14 protein-coding genes and 1 pseudogene are annotated in these 23,022 nt (G+C 71.0%); 5 read left to right on the top strand and 10 right to left on the bottom strand.

Going from position 1 to position 23,022, the window contains the following annotated elements; translation table 11 throughout:
- Window positions 1-84: 84 nt before the first annotated feature.
- Both ACGFSA_RS04925 and guaA read right to left on the bottom strand, forming a co-directional pair.
- Complete coding sequence (locus ACGFSA_RS04925; RefSeq protein ID WP_393299716.1) at window positions 85-855, bottom strand: class II aldolase/adducin family protein; 771 nt, start codon at window positions 853-855, stop codon at window positions 85-87.
- Window positions 856-1,022: 167 nt separating this feature from the next.
- Entirely contained in the window at window positions 1,023-2,618 is a 1,596-nt protein-coding gene (guaA, locus tag ACGFSA_RS04920; protein WP_393299713.1) for a glutamine-hydrolyzing GMP synthase, read from the bottom strand.
- 383 nt (window positions 2,619-3,001) lie between these two features.
- Here guaA and ACGFSA_RS04915 point away from each other — a divergent pair, with 383 nt between their 5' ends.
- On the top strand, window positions 3,002-3,307 hold the full coding sequence (locus ACGFSA_RS04915; RefSeq protein WP_393299711.1) for a chorismate mutase: 306 nt from the start codon (window positions 3,002-3,004) through the stop codon (window positions 3,305-3,307).
- 194 nt (window positions 3,308-3,501) lie between these two features.
- Here the strand turns inward: ACGFSA_RS04915 and ACGFSA_RS04910 are convergent, their stop codons facing one another.
- Window positions 3,502-7,203: a S8 family serine peptidase gene (locus ACGFSA_RS04910; protein ID WP_393299708.1), complete on the bottom strand. Its 3,702-nt coding sequence runs from the start codon at window positions 7,201-7,203 to the stop codon at window positions 3,502-3,504.
- 427 nt (window positions 7,204-7,630) lie between these two features.
- Here ACGFSA_RS04910 and ACGFSA_RS04905 point away from each other — a divergent pair, with 427 nt between their 5' ends.
- Window positions 7,631-8,647 (top strand): helix-turn-helix domain-containing protein, encoded by a 1,017-nt coding sequence (locus tag ACGFSA_RS04905; RefSeq protein ID WP_393299704.1) that lies wholly within the window; start codon window positions 7,631-7,633, stop codon window positions 8,645-8,647.
- 641 nt (window positions 8,648-9,288) lie between these two features.
- Window positions 9,289-9,611 (top strand): annotated as a pseudogene (locus tag ACGFSA_RS04900) (IS200/IS605 family accessory protein TnpB-related protein); the annotation flags it as partial.
- A gap of 144 nt (window positions 9,612-9,755) precedes the next feature.
- Here the strand turns inward: ACGFSA_RS04900 and ACGFSA_RS04895 are convergent.
- Together ACGFSA_RS04895 and ACGFSA_RS04890 are read right to left on the bottom strand one after the other, a co-directional pair.
- Window positions 9,756-10,172, bottom strand: a complete 417-nt coding sequence (locus ACGFSA_RS04895) for a DNA-binding protein (protein WP_393299701.1) — start codon at window positions 10,170-10,172, stop codon at window positions 9,756-9,758.
- The gene (locus tag ACGFSA_RS04890; protein ID WP_393299698.1) at window positions 10,148-10,477 is read right to left on the bottom strand and encodes a hypothetical protein; all 330 of its coding nucleotides are present in this window, start codon (window positions 10,475-10,477) and stop codon (window positions 10,148-10,150) included. The genes ACGFSA_RS04895 and ACGFSA_RS04890 overlap by 25 nt, the downstream gene beginning before the upstream one ends.
- Window positions 10,478-10,511: 34 nt before the next feature.
- Between ACGFSA_RS04890 and ACGFSA_RS04885 the strand changes: the two genes are divergently transcribed.
- Window positions 10,512-10,760 carry a hypothetical protein gene (locus ACGFSA_RS04885; protein WP_393299695.1) on the top strand — a complete coding sequence of 83 codons (249 nt, stop codon included), beginning with the start codon at window positions 10,512-10,514 and terminating at the stop codon, window positions 10,758-10,760.
- Window positions 10,761-11,421: 661 nt separating this feature from the next.
- The gene (locus ACGFSA_RS04880; RefSeq protein ID WP_393299692.1) at window positions 11,422-12,435 is read left to right on the top strand and encodes an LAETG motif-containing sortase-dependent surface protein; all 1,014 of its coding nucleotides are present in this window, start codon (window positions 11,422-11,424) and stop codon (window positions 12,433-12,435) included.
- Between the two features lie 95 nt (window positions 12,436-12,530).
- Here the strand turns inward: ACGFSA_RS04880 and ACGFSA_RS04875 are convergent, their stop codons facing one another.
- The 5 genes from ACGFSA_RS04875 to ACGFSA_RS04855 form a co-directional block, all read right to left on the bottom strand.
- Window positions 12,531-14,360, bottom strand: a complete 1,830-nt coding sequence (locus ACGFSA_RS04875) for a GMC oxidoreductase (protein WP_393299689.1) — start codon at window positions 14,358-14,360, stop codon at window positions 12,531-12,533.
- Window positions 14,361-14,408: 48 nt separating this feature from the next.
- A complete protein-coding gene (locus tag ACGFSA_RS04870) occupies window positions 14,409-16,025 on the bottom strand; it encodes a succinic semialdehyde dehydrogenase (protein WP_393299686.1) in 1,617 nt (538 codons plus the stop codon).
- Between the two features lie 354 nt (window positions 16,026-16,379).
- Entirely contained in the window at window positions 16,380-18,026 is a 1,647-nt protein-coding gene (locus tag ACGFSA_RS04865) for a serine/threonine-protein kinase (protein WP_393299683.1), read from the bottom strand.
- A 124-nt stretch (window positions 18,027-18,150) separates the two neighbouring features.
- The gene (locus ACGFSA_RS04860) at window positions 18,151-20,787 is read right to left on the bottom strand and encodes a protein kinase (RefSeq protein ID WP_393299680.1); all 2,637 of its coding nucleotides are present in this window, start codon (window positions 20,785-20,787) and stop codon (window positions 18,151-18,153) included.
- Window positions 20,788-20,954: 167 nt separating this feature from the next.
- On the bottom strand, window positions 20,955-22,940 hold the full coding sequence (locus ACGFSA_RS04855; protein ID WP_393299677.1) for a protein kinase: 1,986 nt from the start codon (window positions 22,938-22,940) through the stop codon (window positions 20,955-20,957).
- Window positions 22,941-23,022 lie beyond the last annotated feature (82 nt).

The following is a 23,022-nucleotide window of genomic DNA, read 5'->3' as shown; positions in this document are numbered from 1 at the left end:
CTGCCAACTGACCACCGATTGCTGCGAATTGTGCCGTACGGGACGGGCAGGTGCCGCATCGGGGCGGTCCGGACGCACAGATCGTCAGAACGTTCGGGCAATCCGCTTCCACAGCGGCTGGTAATTGATCCAGGCCACCAGGTCGCTGCCGAGCTGATCGCGGGTGGCGACGGCGTCCCGGTGCTCGATCAGCACCGGCTTCCCGGCCGCCCGCGCGGTCAGCTGCACCTGGCAGGAGCGCTCCATGGCGAGGAACCACCAGGCGGCCGCGTCCACCGAGTCACCGACGGTCAGCAGCCCGTGGTTGCGCAGGATGATCGCCTTGCGGGTGCCGAGCGCGGCCGCGATCCGGCGCCCCTCGTCCTCGTCGACCACGACCCCCGTGTAGGCCTGGTAGACCGCGTGATCCTCGTAGAACGCGCAGGATTCCTGGGTGATCGGCTCGATGAACTCACCGAGCGTGGACAGCGCCCGGCCGTGCAGGGAGTGGGTGTGCACGACGGCGACGACGTCCGGGCGCGCCCGGTGCACCTGGGCGTGGACGGCGAACGCCGCCTGATTGACGTGATGGCGCCCCTCGACGACCTGCCCGTCGCCGTTGACCAGGATCAGATCCTCCGGGCTCATCCCGTCGAAGGGGGCGCCGAACGGGTTGACCCAGAAGCAGTCGGCGAACTCCGGGTCCCGCGCGGTGAGGTGGCCGGAGACCCCGTCCTCGTACCCGTACTCACCGAACAGCCGCAACGCCCCGGCCAGCCGCTCCTTGCGGTGCGCGCGTTCCTCGCCGGCCGACTCGTGGACGGGCGGCATCGCGAACTGCAGCCGTTCGACGGGGATCGGCGTGGGCTCGGGCATGGCGACTCCTCGGGGCTCCCAGGGCATTCGGACGGAAGCTACCGCCGGTCACCGCAGGTGGCCAGAGCGATCACGTATCGATTCGCCGGAGCAGCGGCCCCGGACACGGCGATGCCGCCGCCCGGATGAACGAGCGACGGCATCGGCGTTGGCCCTGCGGTGGGGGGTTACTCCCACTCGATGGTGCCCGGCGGCTTGCTCGTCACGTCGAGGACGACGCGGTTGACGTCGGCGACCTCGTTGGTGATGCGGGTGGAGATCTTCGCCAGGACCTCGTACGGCAGGCGCGACCAGTCGGCCGTCATCGCGTCCTCGGAGGAGACGGGGCGCAGCACGATCGGGTGACCGTAGGTGCGGCCGTCGCCCTGGACGCCGACCGAGCGGACGTCGGCCAGGAGGACCACCGGGCACTGCCAGATGTCGCGGTCGAGTCCGGCCGCGGTCAGCTCCTCGCGGGCGATGGCGTCGGCCTCGCGCAGCAGGTCGAGCCGGTCCTTGGTGACCTCGCCGACGATCCGGATACCGAGACCGGGGCCGGGGAACGGCTGTCGCTGGACGATCTCCTCCGGCAGGCCGAGCTCCTGGCCGACCATCCGGACCTCGTCCTTGAACAGCTGCCGCAGCGGCTCGACGAGCTGGAACTCGATGTCGTCGGGGAGGCCGCCCACGTTGTGGTGGGACTTGATGTTGGCGGTGCCGGTGCCGCCGCCGGACTCGACGACGTCCGGGTAGAGCGTGCCCTGCACGAGGAACGCGACGTCCTCACCGGCCGCGCCCGCCTCGGCGACGAGCTCGGCCTGGGCCTGCTCGAAGACGCGGATGAACTCGCGGCCGATGATCTTCCGCTTCTGCTCGGGATCGGAGACCCCGGCCAGCGCCTTCAGGAACCGCTCCTCGGCGTCGACGACCTTCAGCTGGACGCCGGTGGCGGCCACGAAGTCCTTCTCCACCTGCTCGGTCTCGCCCTTGCGCATCAGACCGTGGTCCACGTACACGCAGGTCAGCTGGGAGCCGATGGCCTTCTGAACGAGGGCTGCGGCGACCGCGGAGTCCACACCGCCGGAGAGTCCGCAGATGGCGCGCTTGGTGCCGACCTGCTCACGGATCAGCGCGATCTGCTCCTCGACGACGTTCGTCGTGGTCCAGGTCGGCTCGATGCCCGCGCCGCGGTAGAGGAAGTGCTCCAGGACCTGCTGGCCGTACGTGGAGTGCAGGACCTCGGGGTGGTACTGGACGCCGTAGAGCTTCTTCTCGTCGTTCTCGAAGGCGGCGACCGGTACGACGTCCGTGGACGCGGTGACGGTGAAGCCCTCGGGGGCGGCGGAGCAGGCGTCGCCGTGCGACATCCAGACGGACTGCTCGGCGGGCGTGCCCTCGAAGAGCGTGGAGCCGGTCTTGGAGACCGTCAGCGGGGTACGGCCGTACTCACGGGCACCGTTGTCGTCGACGGTGCCGCCGAGCGTGGTGGCCATCAGCTGGAAGCCGTAGCACATACCGAAGACCGGGACCCCGGCCTCGAACAGCGAGCGGTCGAGGCTGGGCGCGCCGTCCGCGTACACCGAGGAGGGGCCGCCGGACAGGATGATCGCCCGGGGGTTCTTGGCCAGCATCTCGGCCACCGGCATCGTGGACGGGACGATCTCGCTGTAGACCCGGGCCTCACGGACGCGGCGGGCGATGAGCTGGGCGTACTGCGCGCCGAAGTCGACGACAAGGACCACGTCGGGTGTGGTGTCGGGGGCGGCGGGGGGTGCTGCTGGCACGGGGGCGGCCTTCCGGCGTTGAGAGGGGGGTCGGTTCTGCCGATTCTACCGGGGTTGCGAGGAAGACGGATTTCCGCGCCTTCCGGGGTACGGGCGCAGGCCCTCCGGGCATCGGCCGGAAGGGAGCGCGCGGCCGTGCCGCCGGCGGCGTCTCAGCATCCGGGCCGCGCGTTGGCCCGTCGCCCGGCGCGGGTCCATACTGGCACCATGCGTCAGCACACGACCTTCGTCTTTACCTATGGCATCCGGCCCGCCGGCTGCCATGGTCGTGCTGCTTGAGCAACTGACAAGCAACGTTCCAGGCGCCCCGGGCCGACAGGCCCGGGGCGTTCTGCGTCCGGGGTCCGACCGCTCCGGGGACCACATCCCCCAGGAGTCACACCATGAGCAACAGCACCGCCGCCGCGAAGACCCCCATCGAGAAGACCGGCGCGAACACCGATGAGGCCGCCCGGCTGATCGGTGACGCCCGCGAGCGCATCGACGCCCTCGACGACCGGATCATCGGGCTTGTCCAGGAACGGATGGCCGTCTCGGCAGTCATTCAGGAGGCGCGGATCACCTCCGGCGGCCGCCGGGTCAACCTCTCCCGCGAGATGGAGATCCTCGGCCAGTACCGGAAGGCGCTCGGCAAGCCCGGCACCTCGCTCGCCATGACGCTGCTGGAGCTGTGCCGCGGCCGCGTGTGACTCCCCGCAGGCCGGCCGCGTGCACACACCCGCAGGCCGGGCGCGCGGCGGCCGACGGGGGCTCCGGAGGCGTATCCGAGTTCGGAATCGGGTCGCCCAGCAGTGGCCGGATACCACGTGTGGCCCGCCCATGTGGCCGTCGCTGGGTGGACGCGCACGCCGGGGCGCCTGCGGTGCAGGCGCCCCGGCATCGGTCAGCGGCGGATCTGGTAGGCGCGGGTCACCGTCTGCTCGATGGTGTTGCCATCGGCATCGGTGGCCTGCACGCGCAGCGACACGAAGTCCGCGTTCGCGGGGTTGTCGATCGTGCCGTTGAGGCCGCCGTCGAGGCGGACCTGCCGCCAGTTGGTGCCGTCGTCGTACGAGGCCCACAGCTTCGCCCCGGCGAGCTTCAGACCGTTCAGGCCCTTGGGGTAGCGCACGCCCAGTCCGATGCGGGTGGTGGAGTGCGGCCGGGCGCTGTTGGCCTGGTCGACGTCGAGTCGGTAGTCGACCGACAGGACGGGGAGCAGGGTCATTCCTTCCTTCCGCTCGGAGTGGAAGCGCCAGTCGGTGCGCACCTTGGTGGAGGTCGTCCAGCCGGGGGCGTCCCGCTGTACGTCGGTGACCACGCGGTATTCGGCGCGCTGTGCCGTCATCGGGAAGGCGACGGGCGCCGAACGGATGCTGCCGAGGAGCTGGCCGTCCCGGTAGACGGTGGACAGCGCCTTGTCGCTGGCGGCTTCGGCGGAGAAGGCCTGGTCCGGCGCGGTGTCGAGCAGACCGCCCGACATGACCACACCGACATCGCCCTGCCGGACGGCCGAGTTGGACTGTGCGTCCGGCAGCGCGGTGCGGACCACGGCCTTGTTCCAGTCGCGGTGCACGCGCTGTCCGGCCTTGAGCGTCGAGATGCTCGTCAGCTTCCAGGAGCCGTCCCACCCCCACACGGGACCTGCCTTCACCGCTTCCCAGGTGGGCACGTCTGCGGAGACGTACTCGGTCCGGGAGCGCGGCAGGACCACCCGGTCGAAGCCGAAGTACGCCGTCGGCTGCATCGGCGAGCGCGTCAGCCGGGCGTATCCGCCTTCGGTGGCCGGCGTCGAGGCGTGGAACGAGGAGTCCACGGTGGCCAGTTCCTCGTCGCGTACCCGGTAGCGCTGGTCGGCGGGGATGCCGCCCTTGCGGTACTTCAGCAGTTCGTAGGAGTACGGGCTCACCGCCGTACCGGAGATCTTGATCATGGCGTTGTCCAGGGCCGCCAGCTCCTCGCCCTGGGTGCCGGAGAGGGTCATCGCCGGGATCTTGGTGGCCGTCGTGCCCCAGTTGCCTGCGAGCCAGTTCTCGGGGATGTCGTTGTAGATGAGGATGGCGAGCGCACCGGCGCTCGCGGCGTCGTCGACCTGCTCTCGCACCGTGCGCTCGGCGCTCCGCTTCACCAGGGCGAGCTTGCCCCGGACGTCCTCGCCGGCCTTCGCCACGCGCAGGACGCGCGTGCCGTCGATACGTGCGGAGCCCGTCCAGCCCTCGAGGTAGGCGGCGTCCAGGGTCCGGTTGCCGTGCCCGACGAGGCGGGCGTCGAGTGCGGGTGCGCCGAGCGACCAGCCGGTGCGCGATTCGAAGCGCTCGTTCGCGGTCTGCGACGGGATGGAGTACACGGCCGTCTCGCCGTCCAGCCACATCTCGCGGTCGTGGATGAGGTCGCCGTCCACGGCCTGGAAGTTCAGACCGATGCGGGCGCGGTTGGTCTCCGTCGGCCGGGAGGTGGTCATGGTGACCGGCCCTGCCTTGGCGCCGTCCAGGGTGAAGGTCCGATCGGAGTCGATCACCGTGCCCGGCTGGGCGGCGTAGGTGTACTCCTCCAGCCGGCTCCAGTCGGAGGTGTAGTGGAAGATCTCCGAGATGAAGGCGTGCTCGCCGCGCGGTACCCGCACCACGACGGTCCCGTCCGCTGCGACCGGGTACGTCTCGGGCAGTCCGTAGCGGCCCAGCTGCCAGGCGGTGACCGCCGCGATGCCGCTCGTCGGCTTGCCGTCGCGGTCGAGCACCTTCAGCGTGACGTCGAAGCGCTGTACGTCCCGGCCGAAGCCGACCGCCGTCACTGCCGCCGTCCGCCCGTCGGCGGAGACCGCGGTGACGTGCGCGCCGTGGGATCCGGTCGTCACGCCGGCGGTGTTGAGGGTGAGGTCGACCTCGGCGGTGCCGTGCGCCGGCACGGTCACCGAGTCGGCTCCCAGGCTGAGCACTCCGGCCGGCAGTTCCTCGCCCGCGTTCTCGACCTTCAGGGCGAGGGTGACCGGCTGGTCGCCGTCGTTGACGTACTCGATCTTCTTCCCGACCGGGGCGGTGGCGTCCCAGTCCCGCAGTCCGAAGTCGGCCGTGCCGCTGGCCGATACGGGCTGCCGGAGTGCGCGTGCCACGTCCACGCGGCCGGCGCCCTGGGCGTAGACGGAGGTGGCTGCGGTGGTCTTGGCCGTACTGATCAGCTGGCTCTTCAAACGGGCCGCCGTCCAGTCGGGGTGGCGCTGCGCGAGGATCGCGGCGGCGCCGGCCACGTGCGGCGTGGCCATGGAGGTGCCACTCGCGGTGGTGTACGAGCCGTCCACCGGTGTGCCCATCGTCGTGCCGGCGGCGCGGGCGGCGGCGATCCGCGAGCCCGGCGCGGTGATCTCCGGCTTGAGCCCGCCGTTACCGCCTCGTGGGCCCCGGCTGGAGAAGTCGGTGACCGCGTCGGTGGAGTCCACGGCGCCGACCGTCAGGGCCGCGTCGGCGGCTCCGGGTGAGCCGACGGACGTCGCCGCGGGGCCACTGTTGCCCGCCGCGATGGTGAACAGCACGCCGGTCTGCGCCGTCAGTTCGTTGACCGCCATCGCCATGGGGTCGGTGCCGTCGGCGCCTTCCCCGCCGCCCAGGCTCATGGAGATGACCTTCGCCCCCGAGTGCGCGGCCCAGTCCATCCCGTCGATGATCGAGGATTCCGAGCCGCTGCCGCCGTCGTCGAGCACCTTGCCCACGATCAGCCCGGCGCCCGGTGCCACGCCCCGGTACTTCCCGCCGGAGGCGGCTCCGCTTCCCACGATGGTGGAGGCGACGTGGGTGCCGTGGCCGTGGCCGTCGCGCACCGTCTCGCCGGGGACGAAGCTGCGGCTTTCCACGATGCGGCCGGCGAGGTCGGGGTGGGTGGCGTCGACACCGGTGTCCAGTACCGCGACCTTCACGCCGGTGCCGTCGAAACCGTCCTTCCACGCCTCCGGGGCGCCGATCTGCGGGACGCTCCTGTCGAGGAGCGCCTTGACCTTCCCGTCCAGCCAGAGGCGCTGGACGCCGCCCGACAGGCGGGCCTTGGGGGTTCCTGCGCGGGCGCTGTCGTCGTCGACGGCCTCCCAGAACGCGGCGCCCTTGCGCTTGTCGGCGCTGACGGCGGCTCCGCGTACGCCAGGGAGCTTCCGTGTGAGGCGGGCTCCGCCGGGTGCGGTGTCCTTGGCGCCGGACGCGTAGCGCACGATCATCGGGGTCGACGCGTGGTGGGCATCGTCGTACCCCTGGGCGATGAGCTGGGTGACGTTGAACAGCCGGCTGTCCACCTGGCCGTTGTGCACCAGTGCTTCGGCGTCGCGCGGGATCACGTACACATCGGTGCCGACGGTGTACGTCCGCAGCTCGGCCGCACTGCGGTGGTACGGGGTGATGTTGACGGCGAGGGTCTTGCCCGCCCTCGTGGCCACCGTCACCTGGTCTCCGGTGACGAGGGTGACCTTCGCGGTGCGGACTTCTGCCTGGGACGGGGTGGTTACCGCGTCCTTCCCGGTCTTCGGTGCGGGGGTGGCACCGTACACCAGACCGCCGCCGGCCACGGTGGTGGCCATGGTGGTCGCCAAGGTGAAGCTGAGCAGTGCGGCTCTTCGCCTGAAACGCATGCTGAACGCTCTCCTTCCGCCGGCAGGGAGGGTTCCGCGACCGGCGGGTCAAGCCTCGGCAGGAAGGGGCACCGACGCTACGGCCGCGCCTGACGAAGAAGCGACATGTCCGCTCGCCGCCACTTCGCGCGTATCGAAGTCCGAGGGCCGTCGTGCGTGCTAGTGCCGCGCCCGGCAATGTTTGCCCCGTGAGGAGCGTCGTCCGGTGCGTGCGATCGCAAGGCGGCCGGAAGTCCTTGTAGCAGAGCTACCAGGGCTTTTGGCCAACGCGGCGAGCGGGCGTGCCGGACGACGCGACGGGGCAAAGCTTGCCGGGAGGGGCACTGGCGCGGACATCGTCCCGGTGTGCGGGTGTGGTTGGATCACGCTCTGTCCGGTGGGTGGTACATCGGTTGGGGTGGGTGGGGGCGTCGTGAGAGGCGGATTCATGCTGGAGGCCGCGGGGATCGAGGCAAGGGAGGAGCGGGTGTACCGCTTCCTCGTCGGGGTGCGTGAGGCTGATGCCGCGGTGATAGCTGAGCATCTGGGGCTCGAAGTGGCGCAGGCACACAGGCTGTTGGCCTCGCTCCACGACAAGGGGCTGGTGGGGCGGGTGGCCATTTCGCCGGCGGGGGGCGCGGTGCGCTATGTGCCGGTGGCGCCCGATGCAGCGCTGCGTCCGCTGCTGCTGCGTGGGCATGAGGCGCTGGAGTCGGCGCGGCGGGGGGTGGAGCAGCTCACCGAGGAGTACCGGGCCGGGGGGCGGCGGCATGACGCGGGGCAGCTTGTCGAGGTGATCACGGGGGTGAGTGTGATCCGCCAGCGGCTGCGTCATATGGCGTACGGGGCCAGTGAGATGCGGTGGCTCTGCAAGGCCGGCCATGTGGCCATGCCTGCGGCGGAGAACGACGAGGAGTGGGAGCTGCTCGCCCGTGGGGTGCGGTACGAGGCTATCTACGAGCGCGCGCTGCTGGAGGAGCCCGGCATGGTCGACAACGTTGCCCGGAGCATCCGCGCGGGTGAGCAGGCGCGGGCTACCGGGACGCTGCCGGTGCGGATGGTGATCGCGGACGGTTCGATCGCCATCTGCCCGCTGATGCACGGCGGTTCGGGTGGTTCGATGGGTGAGCCGACGGCCGCGGTGGTGCACGGCAGCAGCCTGCTCGACGCGCTGATCGCGCTGTTCGAGAGCCAGTGGGCGGCGGCGTCGCCGCTGCACGTCACGGACTCCGGTGAGCTGGCCGACTTCGGCGGCAGTCCGCGGCCCGGTGCGAACGTCGCCGACGACGAGCGGTATCTGCTGTCCCTGGTCGTCGCCGGGGTCGCGGACAAGGCGATCGCCTCGCAGCTACGGGTCAGCCAGCGCACGGTGCAGCGCCGGATCCAGGTGCTGATGCAGCGCGCCGGCGCCGCGACGCGGACGCAGTTGGTGTGGCAGGCGGCGCGGCGGGGGTGGCTGTCGTGAGAGGGGTGGCTGGAACCGACGGGCTCCTCGGCGGAGTCGAGCCGGACGCCGGAGCGGTAGCGGGCGATCAGCGCGATGCTCTTGGTGCGGGCGTCGTCGAAGCCCTGCTCCACCAGGCCGGTGATGTTGAACAGCTGGCGGCCGAGTGCGCCGGTGGCCAGATACGGCAGTGCCTCGCCGGGGAGTACGTAGAGGTCGCCGTCGATCTCCACCTGCTCGTAGCTGCCCCCCGCGCCTTCCCCGCCCGGCTCGACGGAGACGGCCTGGCGGCCGTCGGGGAAGCGCTCCAGGTGCACCCGGTCTCCGGTCACGAGGGTGACGGTGGAGGTCCGGGAAGCGGGGGCCGCCGGGCGGGCGGTGGCGGCGGCCGCGTGGGAGGACGGGGCCAGGACAGGAGCCAGGGCGGCGATGAGGGCACCTGCCGCTATGAGCGCGGCTGGGCGGAGCCGTGGGTGCATCATCGGGGGCCTCTTCGAGAAGGTGCAGGCGTGGAGCGCGCGGTTCGGATCAAGACTCCGGCTTCCGAGGCCCGCGTGTCACCTGTTGCGGGTGCCGTGATTGCGACATGTCGTCTCTACGACAAGGGCAGCTGGGTTGGCCCTTTGGGGAATCGCGGCCGGAGCGGTGTTGCCCAGCCGGCCGCGCGTGGCATGGTCGGCGTCGACACCAACGCCGACCACTTCGCCGCCTACCGGCTCGATGTCCACGGCAACCCGGTCGGCGGGCCGCGGCGTTTCCCCTATGACCTGTCCGGTTCGGCCGGTCACCGCGACGCCCAGATCCGCCACGCACTGCCCGCCTGATCAACTGGGCCAAGTCTGTCGGTGTCGCCGCGATCGGCATCGAAGACCTCGACTTCACCACCGAGAAGACCCGGGAGAAGCACGGCCCTCAGAAACGGTTCCGGCAGCTGATCTCCGGCATCCCGACCGGCAAGCTCAAGGCCCGGCTCGTCTCCATGGCCGCCGAGGGCTCCGGAGGGGGCGGTGACAGCGCCCAGATCCACATCGGCATCGGTATCGGTCATCCGCAGATCGAACAGGTACGGAACCGAATGGATCAAGGCGGGTCGCATCCGTGCGGGACCCCCGCATCGGTTTCGATCCCGTCAGACGCCCACGACGCGCACGCGGTCACCGCAGAGCTTGTTGATGTCGTCCACGTCCGACGTGACAACAATCCGGGGACCTGCGAAGCCCAGCGCCGTCGCCGCCACGACGGAGTCGATCGCGTACTTGTGTCCGTGGAGGTTTGCATTGCGGAGGAGGTCGATGGCCTGCCATGTGATGGCCTCGGTGACAGGCAGCACATGGAGGTGGGAGACGTGCCACCGGAAGCGATCCATGCTGATCTTGGAATGCCACGCTTCGATCAGGGTCAGGTTACTGATGGCGACCAGGGCGTCCTTGGACTGGGCCGCGCGAATGAGCCCGGTGACGTGATGGTCGTTACGGATGAACCTGTTCAGCCCCTCGGAGTCGAGGATCACGACGCCGTGACTCAACCGGCCTTGCGCGCGTCCCACTCCGCGTCCCCCTCACGTGCGGGCTCGGCGCGCTCCTGCGCCGCCAGCCCTTCCGCCTCCCGGAAGATTTCCGCAGCCCATTCCTGGATTTCGGGGGACGGTGGGCCGATCTCCGACTCCTTGGCCTGCAACAGCTCCTCCAGCAGGTCACGCTGTATCTGCCGCTCGACGGCCGCGCTGATGTAGGCCGAGAAGCCTCGTGCACCGACGCGCGCTTTCACGGCGGCGATCCGGCCGGCCGGCATGGAGACGCTGACCTTCTGGGCAGGCCCCTCGTCGGGGGCGTACTCCGCTGGAGTGTCCATGAAGCGATGGTAGCAAATCATGTAGCAATGAGCCGTGGAGCGAAGTTTCGGCCGGCTGCTCCGAAACCGTCGACCGGCCCGCGACCACGAACGGCTGACCGCGACCCCCGAGGCCATGATCAAGGTGGCGATGACCCGCCTGACGCTCGTCCGACTCGCCGGGCAGCCATCAAGGTGGAGCCATGAATCCCACCGCAAGACCGCCCGAACCAAGACCATCGAGGCCCCCATCGCAGCGCAATCAACCGGCCACCCGACAAGCTCTCACCCGTACGGCGCGTGACCGGCGCCTCGCCGACTTCGTTGGTCCCGGTGTCCGTGCCAGCCAGGGGCGGCTCAGGAAGAAACCACGCGTGGCTCCGCTGGAGCGTGTGGCGTACTGCAGGTACGCCGTGGGACCGCGCCCCAGCGTGCGTGACCGGTCAGCAGGGGACAGCAGCCCGGTCACCCCAAGAGCGGTCGGCTCCGGGGACGCCCGGAGCCGACCGTATCAGGACGAAACGGTTGCACGGGACGCAGCCGATCCAGCACGATGCAAGGGGCAAGTCCCCCATATCGCACTACCCACGACGTGGGTCGACACCTCGCACGCGGCGGCGCCGACCCGATGCACCACCTTCCCGCGGCGCCGCCCCCGGCGCCGCCCCTCGGCACCGGCGCTGCCCTGACGTCGGTGCTGATCGACAGGGGCCCCGCGGACCGGTTTACACCGGACCGCGGGGCCCTTGGTCATGGAGCGGCGGCGGATTTCCGCAGGCCACGGGGGCGACGGAGCGCCATGTGGCACGTATCACATAAAGATTCTGTCAACACCGGGACAACCATTGCGGCGGGTGGTTGGTCATGCATGCAGAACAATGGCCCCACCCGTGACTCCACCGCGGAAGGCCCGTCCCCACCCGCGTACCGCGGCCACAGCGGTACACCGTACTTCTGAGGTCTTCATGAAGCTTCGCCGCGCCATGGCGGTGGCCGCCGCCACCGCAGTCATAGCACCCGCAGCCATCCTGGCCGCCCCGGTCGCGTTCGCCGACGACACCGTCACCACCGTCGAGTCGACGAACCCGGAGCCGACCGAGAGCGCCGAGACCACGCCCAGCGGCACGCCGTCCGACGAGGTCACCACCACAGCTCCCGCCGAGAACACCTCCTCGCCCGCCGAGGAGACCGGCAAGACCGCGGAGGAGACGGACAAGCCTGCGGCGAAGACGTCCGGCACGCCGTCCGCGGACACCGGCGCCACCCCGTCCGGCACGCCCTCCAGCACGCCGTCCGAGTCCGAGGACCCGCAGGAGCCGACCGAGTGCGAGAAGTCCGACCTGGACATCTCGATCAACGGCCTGCCCGGCAAGATCGCCCGTGGCAGCGGCTGGCACAAGTTCAAGATGAACGTCTACAACTCGTCGAAGACGACCGTGCGCGAGATCGACTACTTCGCAGGCGCCGCCTCCGACAAGGACGGCAACGACCTGTTCAAGTCGAAGCAGGTCAGCCTCCAGGCACTCGACCCGGACACCAACACGTGGGAGGACCTCAGCGAGGACGGCCGCGCGGTGGGTTACGTCGGCCAGTCCGACGAGATCCGCGCGGGCTACGAGGTCGACATCCCGCTCCGCATCAACGTGAAGTCGACCGCCCCGGTCGGCGCCGGCTTCACCCTCGGCGCCGGTCTGTACGTCGGCGACAAGGACTGCATGGGCGTCAGCGACGTCGCGTACAAGTTCCAGATCGTGAAGTCCGGCGGCAGCGGTTCGACGCCGCAGACCGGCGGCACCGCTCCGGTCCCGGCCGCGAAGCCGTCCTCCAACACCAAGGGCCAGGTCTCCGGCACGCTCGCCGAGACCGGTTCGTCCTCCGCGGTGCCGATGTTCGCCCTTGCGGGCGGCGCGGCCGTGGTGCTCGGCGCCGGTGCGATGTTCGTCGTGCGGCGTCGCAGGAACGGTGACGCCGCCGCGTAACGGGCGAGGTCACCGGTAGGCGTGAGGGGCTGCACTCGGAGGGGGGTGCAGCCCCTTTCCGCTGTCCGGAACCGGCCCGGTCCGAAAGAGAGGCCCTACTGCTTCTTCTTCGGCGGGACCGTCGGCAGACCCAGGAACGGCAGCTTCAGCGCGCCGAACGCCTCCTTCGGCACCGCCGGTGCCTTCGGCTCGACCGCGGCCAGCCGCTCGTACGCCTCGCCCTGCGCCGGGCGCGGGTCCGCCTCGCCCTTGTTCGGCCAGAACGACATGGCCCGCTCCGCCTGCGCGGTGATGGTCAGCGACGGGTTGACGCCGAGGTTCGCGGAGACCGCCGAGCCGTCCACGACCGAGATGCCCGGGTGCCCGTACAGCCGGTGGTAGGGGTCGATGACCCCGTCCGCCGCGCTCGCACCGATCGGGCAGCCACCGAGGAAGTGCGCGGTGAGCGGGGTACCCATCAGTTCGCCGACGTTCGACCCGGCGAAGCCGTTGATCTCGTCGGCGAGCAACGAGGCGCTGCGCGTCGCCTCCTCGATCTGGGTGGGGTTGGGCGCCCCGTGCCCCTGCCGGGCGGTGAGCAGGCCCTTTCCGATACCGCTGGGCTTGCGGTACGTCGTCAGGGAGTTGTCCAGCGACTGCATGACGAGACCGATGATGGTCCGCTCCGACCAGCGGCGGTTGGAGAGCGACCGGACGGCGAGGGCCGGGTGCTTGGCCATGTTGCCGAGCCAGCGCAGCACCCGACGGCTGCCGTACGGGACCTGGAGGATCGACAGGGAGCCCATGGCGTTGGAACCCTTGCCGTAGCGGACCGGCTCGATGTGGGTGTTCTCGTCGGGGTGGACCGAGGACGTGATGGCGACACCCTGGGTGAAGTCGGCCTTCGCGGTGCCGTGCTTCCTGCGGTAGCGGCGGTCGCTGGTCCCGGAGCCGACGAGCGCCTCGGAGTTGGTACGGGTCAGCTCGCCGAGCCTGGCGGAGAGCCGGGGCAGCAGCCCCTTGTCCTTCATGGTGTGGAGCAGGGTCTGGGTGCCGTACGTGCCCGCCGCGACGACCACCTTGCGGGCGCGCAGCCGCGTCGGCCCGCCCTTCTTCCGGCGGTCCGTCGGGACGGTCGTGACGTGGTACCCGCCCTCCGGGTCGTCCGTGATCGCGACGACGGAGGTCATCGGGTGGATGACCGCGCCGGCCTTCTCGGCGAGGTGGAGGTAGTTCTCGTTGAGGGTGTTCTTCGCGCCGTGGCGGCAGCCCGTCATGCACTCGCCGCACTCGGTGCAGGCCTTGCGGGCGGGGCCCGCGCCGCCGAAGTACGGGTCGGCGACCGTTCCGCCGGGCTTCGCCCTCGCCGTGCCGTCGGCGTCGTTGCCGTCGCCGAAGAAGACACCGACCGGGGCGAGATGGAAGGTGTCGCCGACGCCCATGGCCTGCGCGGCCGCCTTCAGATGGACGTCGGACGGGGTCATCGTGGGGTTGAGCCGCACCCCGAGCATCCGCTTGGCCTGGTCGTAGTACGGCGTCAGCTCGTCCTGCCAGTCGGTGATGGAAGCCCACTGGCGGTCGTCGAAGAACGGGGCCGGCGGGACGTACAGCGTGTTGGCGTAGTTGAGGGAGCCACCGCCGACGCCCGCCCCGGCGAGCACCATCACCTTGCCGAGCAGATGCACGCGCTGGATGCCGAAGAGCCCGAGGGCGGGGGCCCACAGGTAGTTCTTGATGTCCCAGGAGTTCTTGGGGAGGGTGCCGGGGGTGAAGCGGCGGCCCGCCTCCAGGACCCCGACCCGGTACCCCTTCTCGCTCAGCCGCAGGGCGGACACCGCGCCGCCGAAGCCCGAGCCGACGACGAGGACGTCGTAGTCGTACGCCGCGTCGTCGTCGGTCTCACCCGCCGGTCCGGCCTGATTCTGGGCAGGGCTGTCCTGGGACATGGCTCTCCTCGGTGCGAAAAGGACAGATCGTGCTGCGGTGTGACGGGCTCAGCGCAGGCGGAACGCCTTCATCGCCTTCAGGCTGCGGCTCATGAACGCCGCATACTTCTCGTCGTCCATCCCGAAGGACGGGGCGAGCGGGATCAGCCTCTGCTGGGCGACCGTCTGGGCCTCGGTGTACTTGAGGATGCCCTCGGAGCCGTGCCGCCGGCCGAGACCGGAATCCTTCATGCCGCCCATCGGGGACTGCACGCTGCCGTACGCGGGGGCGTACCCCTCGTTGATGTTGACCGTGCCGGTCCGCAGCCGGGCGGCGACCTGGTGGCCGCGCCTGGAGTCCTTGGTCCAGACGCTGGAGTTCAGGCCGTACGGGGTGGCGTTGGCGAGGGCGATGACCTCGTCCTCGTCACGGAAGCGGTAGATGGAGACGACCGGGCCGAAGGTCTCCTGGGTGCAGACGGCCATCGGTGCCTCGACGCCGTCGAGGATGGTCGGCTCGTAGAACAGCGGGCCGATGTCGGGGCGGGCGACGCCGCCCGCGACGAGTGTGGCGCCCTTCTCGACGGCCTCCGCGACATGCCGCGTGACGGTCTCCAGCTGGCGTTCACCGACGAGCGAACCCATGTCGGCGCCGTACGCGAGGGAGCTGCCGAGCCGCATGGCCTTGGTACGGGCGGCGAACCGCGCCACGAAGTCGTCGGCGACAGACTCGTGGACGTACAGCCGCTCGATGGAGATGCAGAGCTGTCCGGCGGAGGAGAAGCAGGCGCGGACGGCGCCCGCGGCGGCCTTCTCCACGTCGGCGTCCTTCAGGATCAGCATGGCGTTCTTGCCGCCGAGCTCCAGCGAGACGCCGACCAGGCGGGCGGCGGCCCTCTGGGCGACCTCGCGGCCGGTACGGGTGGATCCGGTGAACGAGACGTAGTCGGCGTGCTTGACGACCTCGGGACCGACGACCGGTCCGTCACCGAGGACAACCTGGAACACCTCGGCGGGCAGCCCGGCCTCGATCAGCAGGTCGCGGGCCCAGAGCGCGGTGAGCGCGGTCTCCGTGTCGGGCTTCATCACCAGGGCGTTGCCGGAGACGAACGCGGGCAGCGCGTCGCCGACGGACAGCTCGAACGGGTAGTTCCACGGCGCGATCTGGCCGACGACGCCGCGCGGCTGGCGCAGCTCGGTGACCTTGGTCAGCATCGGTACGACACCGGTGTGCCGCTTCGGCTTCAGATACGAGGACGCCCTGCGCCCGTAGTGCCGCGCGGCGACGGCGACCGCCTGCACCTCCTCGTGGGCGTGCAGGCGGGCCTTGCCGGTCTCCAGCTGGATGAGGTCGAGGACCTCGGCCTGGCGCTGGAGTACGAGGTCGTGGAAGCGGAGCAGGACGGCGGCCCTGGCCCGGACGGGGGTGGCGGCCCAGGCGGGCTGGGCGACGCGGGCCCGCGCGAAGGCTTCGGCGACGTCCTCGGGGGTGGACTCCGGCAGGTCGGCGAGTTTCTCCCCGGTGAAGGGGGTGTGGTTCGCGGTACGGCCGGAGCCGACGACGCCACGGGTCAACTGGGCGACCACCTCGGGCGTCACCACATCGGCGGCTGTGCGCGCGCCCGCGGGGGCGGCGGCCACAGGGTTCGAACCAGGGTGGGCAGCAGAGGCCTGCGAGTCCGTCATGGGGCGAGAGTATGTCCAGCCGCACACTTTGGATACCCGCCGGTAACAGGTTTTCACAGTCCCCACAAATCGAGCCAGCGATCACTGGCGGCATATTTGCTGATCAGGGGCTATCTGCCGAGCCGGACGGGCCGGCCGGCCGTTCGCGAAACAACTGCGCGGCAGCGGAACGTGGTCCTCAGCGGGCCGCGGTGAAGGAGTCCGGTGCCGCGTCGAACTGCTCCTGCGCCACGTCGAGCCGGCCGACCGGCGCCGACACCCGGACGTCGTACATCAGACCGTCCTCCGCCCAGCACAGGTCCCCTGCTCCCCCTGGTTTTCCGTGCGCTCATCGTGCCGCACGCGCAGGCACCGTCAGCGGGCGTCACCCGGGGCGCGCCAGCCCCGCAGCATCGTGTCGAACTGGTCCCGCGTCGTGTCCCAGTCCCCCGCCGGACCCGACATGTACAACGCGTACTCCGGGCCGCCGTCCTCCGCGAAGTACATCTGGTCGATCGCGTGGCGCGGGCCGGGGTGTTTCTTGGACTCGGTCCAGGTGAACTCCCAGAGGGAGCCGGGACGATCGCGGTAGAGCTTGGAGTGGAGGGTCTTGCGCTCATAGGCGGGCAGCCGCTCGGTGAGCCTCTTCTCCATATCCAACATGTGCATGTACGGGTTGTCGAAGTCGGGCTCCGGGTCGACGCTGATCCGGATGTAGTGCTCGCCGTCGTCCGGGGTGTAGTCGACGTTCTGGCCGTCCACCCGGCGTTTCCAGCCGTCGGGGACGACCAGCCTGAACCCTTTGGGGTCGGTGACCGGGTGCCAGCCGTCGGGCACTGCCTTGGCGGAGCGGCCGGGCCCCGGATCCTTGGACGAGGTGCGCGGCGGAGTGTTCGTCGCATGGACCGTTCCGCCCTCCGGGCCGCTCGTCCCGGAGCTCTCGCCGAACTTCATCGCGGCCAGCCCGGCGCCGCCGCCTACCAGCGCGGCCAGCGCGATGACCAGGACCGTCGTACGCCACCGGCCGCGGCTGCGGCGGGTCACCGGGGCGGCCGTGAACTGCGGTACGGGGTCGAGTGCCTCCGTCCCGGTGCCGGCCGTGCGCCCTGTGGCACCCGGGTCCGTCGCCCGCAGGGCTTCCTCGGGCACCCGCTGCGTCGGTACGTACGCCTGCGCCGCCCGGGGCTCCCGCCCCTCCATCGCGTCCAGCAGCATCCGTTCCGTCTCGGCCGCCGAGGGCCGGTCCGCCGGGTCCTTGCGGAGCAGCGCGGTGATCACCGGGCCGAGCGCGCCGGCCCGGGCGGGCGGCGGCGGTTCCTCGGCGACGACGGCCTGCATGGTGGAGATCGGGGACGTACGGCGGAACGGCGAGCGTCCCTCGACCGCGGAGTAGAGCGTGGCGCCGAGCGACCAGAGGTCGGAGGCGGGACCGGGATCGCCGCCGCGTACCCGCTCGGGCGCCAGATAGTCGATGGACCCGACGAGTTCACCGGTCCTGGTGATGGTCGAGTCGCCCTCTATCGCGGCGATACCGAAGTCGGTGAGCAGCACCGAGCCGTCACGGGCGAGGAGTACGTTGCCGGGCTTCACGTCCCGGTGCAGCACGCCGGCGCTGTGCGCGGCGCGCAGCGCGCTCAGGACATGGAGGCCGATCCTGGCCGCTTCGCGCGGCGCGATCTCGCCACTCTCCTTGGCAGCGTCGGCGAGTGACGGTCCGTCGACGTACTGCATGACGATCCAGGGCCTGTTGTCGTACTCGATCACGTCGTGAACGGTGACCACGCCGGGATGGGTGATGCGGGCCGCGGCGCGGGCCTCCTTCTGGGTCCGGGCATGCAGCACGACCCGGTCGGCCTCGGCGACGTACAGCCCGGCGGTCAACTCCTTGACGGCGACCGTGCGATGCAGCACTTCGTCATGGGCGCGCCACACCTTGCCCATGCCGCCGCGCCCCAGGACTTCACCGAGCCGGTATCTTCCGGCCAGTACCAGCCCCGTGTCCGTTCCTTGTGATCGTTCCACGATTCCCCGCCCCGTTTTCTTCGGATGCCAGGTTACGGAGGGGAGCACGGCCACGGAACCTCGCACCGCTCAAGAAACCGCACTGTGATGCTTGTCGCGCGGGCGCTCTTCCGCTGCCGGTGCCTCAGGAGTTCACGCGGTAGGAGGCGATGGCCTGTTCATAGACGGCGGTCACCTTGTCCCGCTCGTTCTCCGGGCCGATCACCTGGATGACGTGGTAGCGGCCGTCGACGATCATCGCGAGGTTGCGGACGTACACCTCGCGCCCGGTCTCGTCCTGCCAGGTGAACTGGCCTTCCGCCATGGCCTGCCGGCCGACGTCGATACGGCGCAGCCCGGTCGCCGACGACCAGCTGGAGTCCCGGAAGGGCTGCAACTCCCGTTCCCTGTCGCTCTGGTAGACGAGCGGGTCGGCGCCGTTCACCTTCACGGTGTCGCGGCCCGGCACGATCAGCAGGCTGAACCCGTCGCTGCCGTACCTGACCTGCCGGTCGGCGCCGCCGGCGCTGTGCTGCCAGCCCTTGAGCACGCCGACCTCGAAGCCCTCGGCGTCCTTGCGCAGGGTGTAACCGGGTGCGAGCGCGACGGCCGAGCGGCTGGTCTGCGGCTGCTCCGCACCGGGTGACCGGGACGGTGACGGCGGCTCGGACTGTGCCGGTGGCTTCCCGTCGGAGGAGTCGGGGGAGCCGGTGTCCGAGGCCGCCGCGGTCGAGCCCTTGGAACCGGAGGGAGAGCTCTGCCCGGCACCGCTGTCCGCCTTGGGCATGAACATCACGGCGTACGCGATGGCGGCGGCCAGGCCCAGCAGGATCAGCACGAGCAGCAGCCGTCCGAGCCGCCGCGGTGCACGTCCTTCGCCCTGCCGGGGGCGGGGCGGAGTGCGCAGCGCCTTGGGGCCCTTGGGCTCGCGGGGCGGCCGTGGCTTCTCGTACCGCTCGGGTCGCTCCCTCGTCTGGCGGTGGCGGCCGTGCGCAGAGGCGCTGCCCATGCGGCCGCGGCGCCTGCGGACCAGCTCGCCCCGGCGGCGCACGACGGGCAGCCGGGTGCCGTCGACGGACGGCAGCGGCACGACGTCGAGACCGGCCTCGGGCTCGGGCGCCGACCGCACGAGGGAGCGCAGCCAGCCGCGCAGCTCCTCGAAGTCCGGGCGTTCGGCGGGGTCCTGGCGCAGCAGCGACTCGACGACCGGACGCAGCGGACCGCACTCCTCGGCGAAGGCGGGAGGCTCGCCGCAGACCATCTGGACGAGCTCGGCCGCGTTCTCCTCGGGGTACGGGGCGTGGCCCTGAACGGCGCGGTAGAGCAGGGCGCCGAGCGCCCAGAGGTCGGTGGCCGGGCCGATGGGCGGTGCCAGCTGCCAGTTCTCGTGCACCGGTCCGGCCTGCTCGGGTGCCCAGCGCTCGGTGACGGCGCCGACAACGGCGATCCGTGCCTGCCGGGCGCGCTCGGCGGCGAGGGTGGTGGCGGGGCCGCGGTAGGCGGGGGCTCCCTGGTCACCGGCGACGATGTCGTCCCAGCGGCCGGAGGTGGGATGCTGTCGGTGCTCCGGCTGCTGAGGTGCGGAGTTGCCGTGGCGACGGGCGTCGGCGCGCAGGGCGTCCTCGTTGGAGCCGCCCGCGGGAACAGTGCGCCCGAAGTCGGCGCCGTCGCCCCATGAGCCGATCAGGTGCATCCGCCGGTCGGGCGGCCCCTGGCCGCCGTCGCCGCCGTACGGGGCGTCGTACTCGTCGTCGTCCTCGTCGGCCTCGTCGTCGTACGGGTCCGTCGCGGTGGGGCCCCACCCACCCGTGAACTGCGGGCGGCCGGCATCGGGGGGGCCGGGACGCTGAACGGGGAGGCTGCCGGTCCGGTCCACTTCCTCCGGCTCGCCGGTCCGGGCACGTCGCTGGTTCTCGCTGACGCGTGCGGCGGCGCGGGCGCCCGCCCGGTAGGCGGCGATGGCTCCGGCGCGCGCGGCCCGCAGCTGAGCGGAACCGTCCGCGCCGGGGGCAGCCGCGTCGGGATGCAGCGGCGACCGTGCGGCCTCCAGTTCACCGGCCGGACCCCGCGAGGACGGCAGCTCGACGGGTCCGGGCGGTCCGGCTCGTTCGGCGGGCTCCGCGGGCGGTGCGAACGGACCGGTCGGGCCCGACTCGAGCGCGGGCCGCCCGTAACCGTTCCCGTCCTCGGGCTGCGGCGTCGGCACATACCCGCACAACGCCTCCTCCGCCGCCCCGGCCGCCAGGCCGGTCAGCATGACGCGTCCGTCGTCGCAGATCAGCACCGTACGGACGGTGATGTTCCGGTGGGTCCAGCCGTGCGCATGCAGCACCCGCAGGGCCGTCAGCACATCGGAGCCGATCTCGGCGGCCCGGTACGGATTCAGCGGCCGCTCGGCGAGCAACGCGGCCAGCGGACGGGCCGCGACCAGTTCGCTCACGATCCAGAGCGATCCGTCCTCGGCGAACACGTCGAAGACCTGGTCGAGCCTCGGGTGATCGGGCACCTGGGCCGCGGCCTGCGCGGCCTCGATCGCGCGCCGGACCGCGGGGTCCGTGGACCGCCGCACCGTACGCCCGCCGGCCCGACGCACCGCCGGCGGTAGCCCGTCCCCGTCGAGCACCTCGGCGTCCACGACCTCCGGCAACGGCACGTGCCGCACCAGGACTTCCTGTCCGCTGTACGTGTCGAACGCCCGGGTCTCGACCAGTTCGTACTCATCGGAAGGCGGCAGCGGCAGGCGGTAGCGGTCGGCAAGCACCCGACCCGCATAGTCGTCCACGACGCCTCCCCAGAGCGCGCTGTCCCCCGGTCACCGAGACCGCATCAACCGTCAATTGCGGTCACATACTGTGCAATTCGCCTACGGTTATGGCTGCGTACGGTCCTCGGCTTCTCACCATACGTGGCAAGCGCCGGCCGTGCGGCAGGGTCGACGCAACCCGCCGCTCAGTCCTTGGGCTCGAACGTGTCGAACGCGGTCTTGCGCAGCGTCCGGCACTCCTTGCTGTCCCACTCGCTCGCCTTGCAGCTGATCATGATCGCGTAACCATGGGTGGCATCGACCTTGAAGCCCCGGTTCAGCACCCGGATCCGCTGGCCCTGCTGGGTGCGCTCGAACTGCCAGTCGGCGACGGTCGGGTAGCCGTTGTACTGAACCTCATTCACGCCGAGGTGCTGATAGCCGTTGCTGCTGGCCTCGACGGCGCCCTTGGCGGCGTTCCAGGCGGCGGCGGCGTCGCCGCCGGGCGAATCGGTGTAGTCGACCTGGACGCGCGGAAAGCCTCCGTCGACGTTGTAGATGCCGCCGGAGTTGCGACCGGCCGTGCGGGTGAGCCGGAAGTCCTCGGGCATCGCCATCGTGAAGTGGAACTGCTTGTTCTCGATGGTTCTGTATCCGGTGGGCAGCGTGTCGGATTCCGGGTCGTCGCCCTTCGAACCGTCCGAACCCTTGTCCGCGTTGTCGTCCTTGCCCTTGCCCTGGTCCTGATTGCCGCCCTGGTCCTGGGCCTTGTCACTGCCACTGCCGCTGTCGGTGTCCGGGGAGCCGCCGGCCGTCGAGGCCCCGGCCGAGGTGGACTTGCCGTTGCTGCCGCTCGCGTCGTCCTTGCCACTCGGGTTGAGGGTGAGGGCGAGGACCGTGCCGATCACGGCGAGCACGATCACGGCCGCGATGACCGCCAGGGTGCGGCGCGGCACCACATCCGTGATGGACGCACGGGGCGGGGTGGTCGGCGACGTGGCGGAACGCGGCGACGGTACGGCGGCGGAGGCGGCAGCGGCCGGCTTCGCCGGAGTCGAAGGCCGGGCAGGCTTCGAAGGGCCCGTCGAGGGGGCGGCCGACGGAGGCGTCGCGGGAGAGGGCGGCGCAGTGCCCGATGCCCCGGCGGCGCCCACCGCGGCGGCCGGCGCCGCCTTCGCGTTCCGCGCGGAACGCAGCGCACCGCGCAGCCGGTCCCGGGCGCCCTCCGCCGCCTCACCGGACTTCGACGCCCCCTTGGCGCGGGGAGCGACGACACTTCCGGGCAGCGCCATGACCTGGGTGGAGTCGGCCGGCGGCGGCACCACCGGGGCCGGCTTGTCGGCGGCGTGGATCACGTCGTTGAGCAGGGCCCGCGCACCCGCGTCGTCGAGCCGCTGCTCCGGCTCCCTGGCGAGCAGGCCGTAGATGACCTCCTCCAGCGGGCCCGCGTTCTTCGGCGGGTCGAGCGGCTCGGTCATCACCGCGGTCAGGGTGGCGATCGCCGAACCCTTGTCGTACGGCGGGGAGCCCTCGACGCTCGCGTACAGCAGTCCGCCGAGCGACCACAGGTCCGCGGGCGGTCCCGGCTTGTGTCCGCGGGCGCGCTCCGGCGAGATGTACGACGGTGCGCCGACGAGCATGCCCGTCGAGGTGACGGACGGGTCGCCCTCGACCTGGGCGATGCCGAAGTCGGTCAGCACGACCCGGCCGTCGTCGGCGATCAGCACGTTGGACGGCTTCACATCGCGGTGCAGAATGCCCTCGCGGTGCGCCGAACGCAGCACGTCGAGGATGGCAAGACCGACCTCGGCCGCGCGCTTCGGCGTCAGCACACCGTCCTCGCGCACCGCCTCGGCGAGCGACTTGCCCTCGATGAGCTCCATCACGATCCACGGCCGGTCGTCCTCGTCGACCACGTCATAGACCGTCACCGCACCGTTGTTGCGGATCCTGGCGATCGCCTTCGCCTCGCGCAGTGTGCGCGTGATGAGCCGACGCTTCTCGTCCTCGTCGATGGCCGACGGGAACCGCAGCTCCTTGACCGCGACCGTCCGGCCCAGCGTCTCGTCGACAGCACGCCAGACCGTGCCCATACCGCCCCGGCCGAGCACCACCCCGAGCCGGTACCTACCCGCAAGGAGACGTCCATCCGTGTCCCGTTGGGGCTCCCGTGCCTGCTCCGCCTCCGACATGCGTCCCCTCTGCGATCAACCCGCCCTGGCAGAGCGTTCATTGTCCCTCACCCCGGGACCGGTCATGGTGCCGGGTCCGGGG

This window comes from Streptomyces sp. NPDC048496 (assembly GCF_043200055.1).
GTDB lineage: Bacteria > Actinomycetota > Actinomycetes > Streptomycetales > Streptomycetaceae > Streptomyces.
The sequence above is the reverse complement of the archived record's forward strand: the minus strand, read 5'-3'. Positions and strand labels throughout refer to the sequence as shown.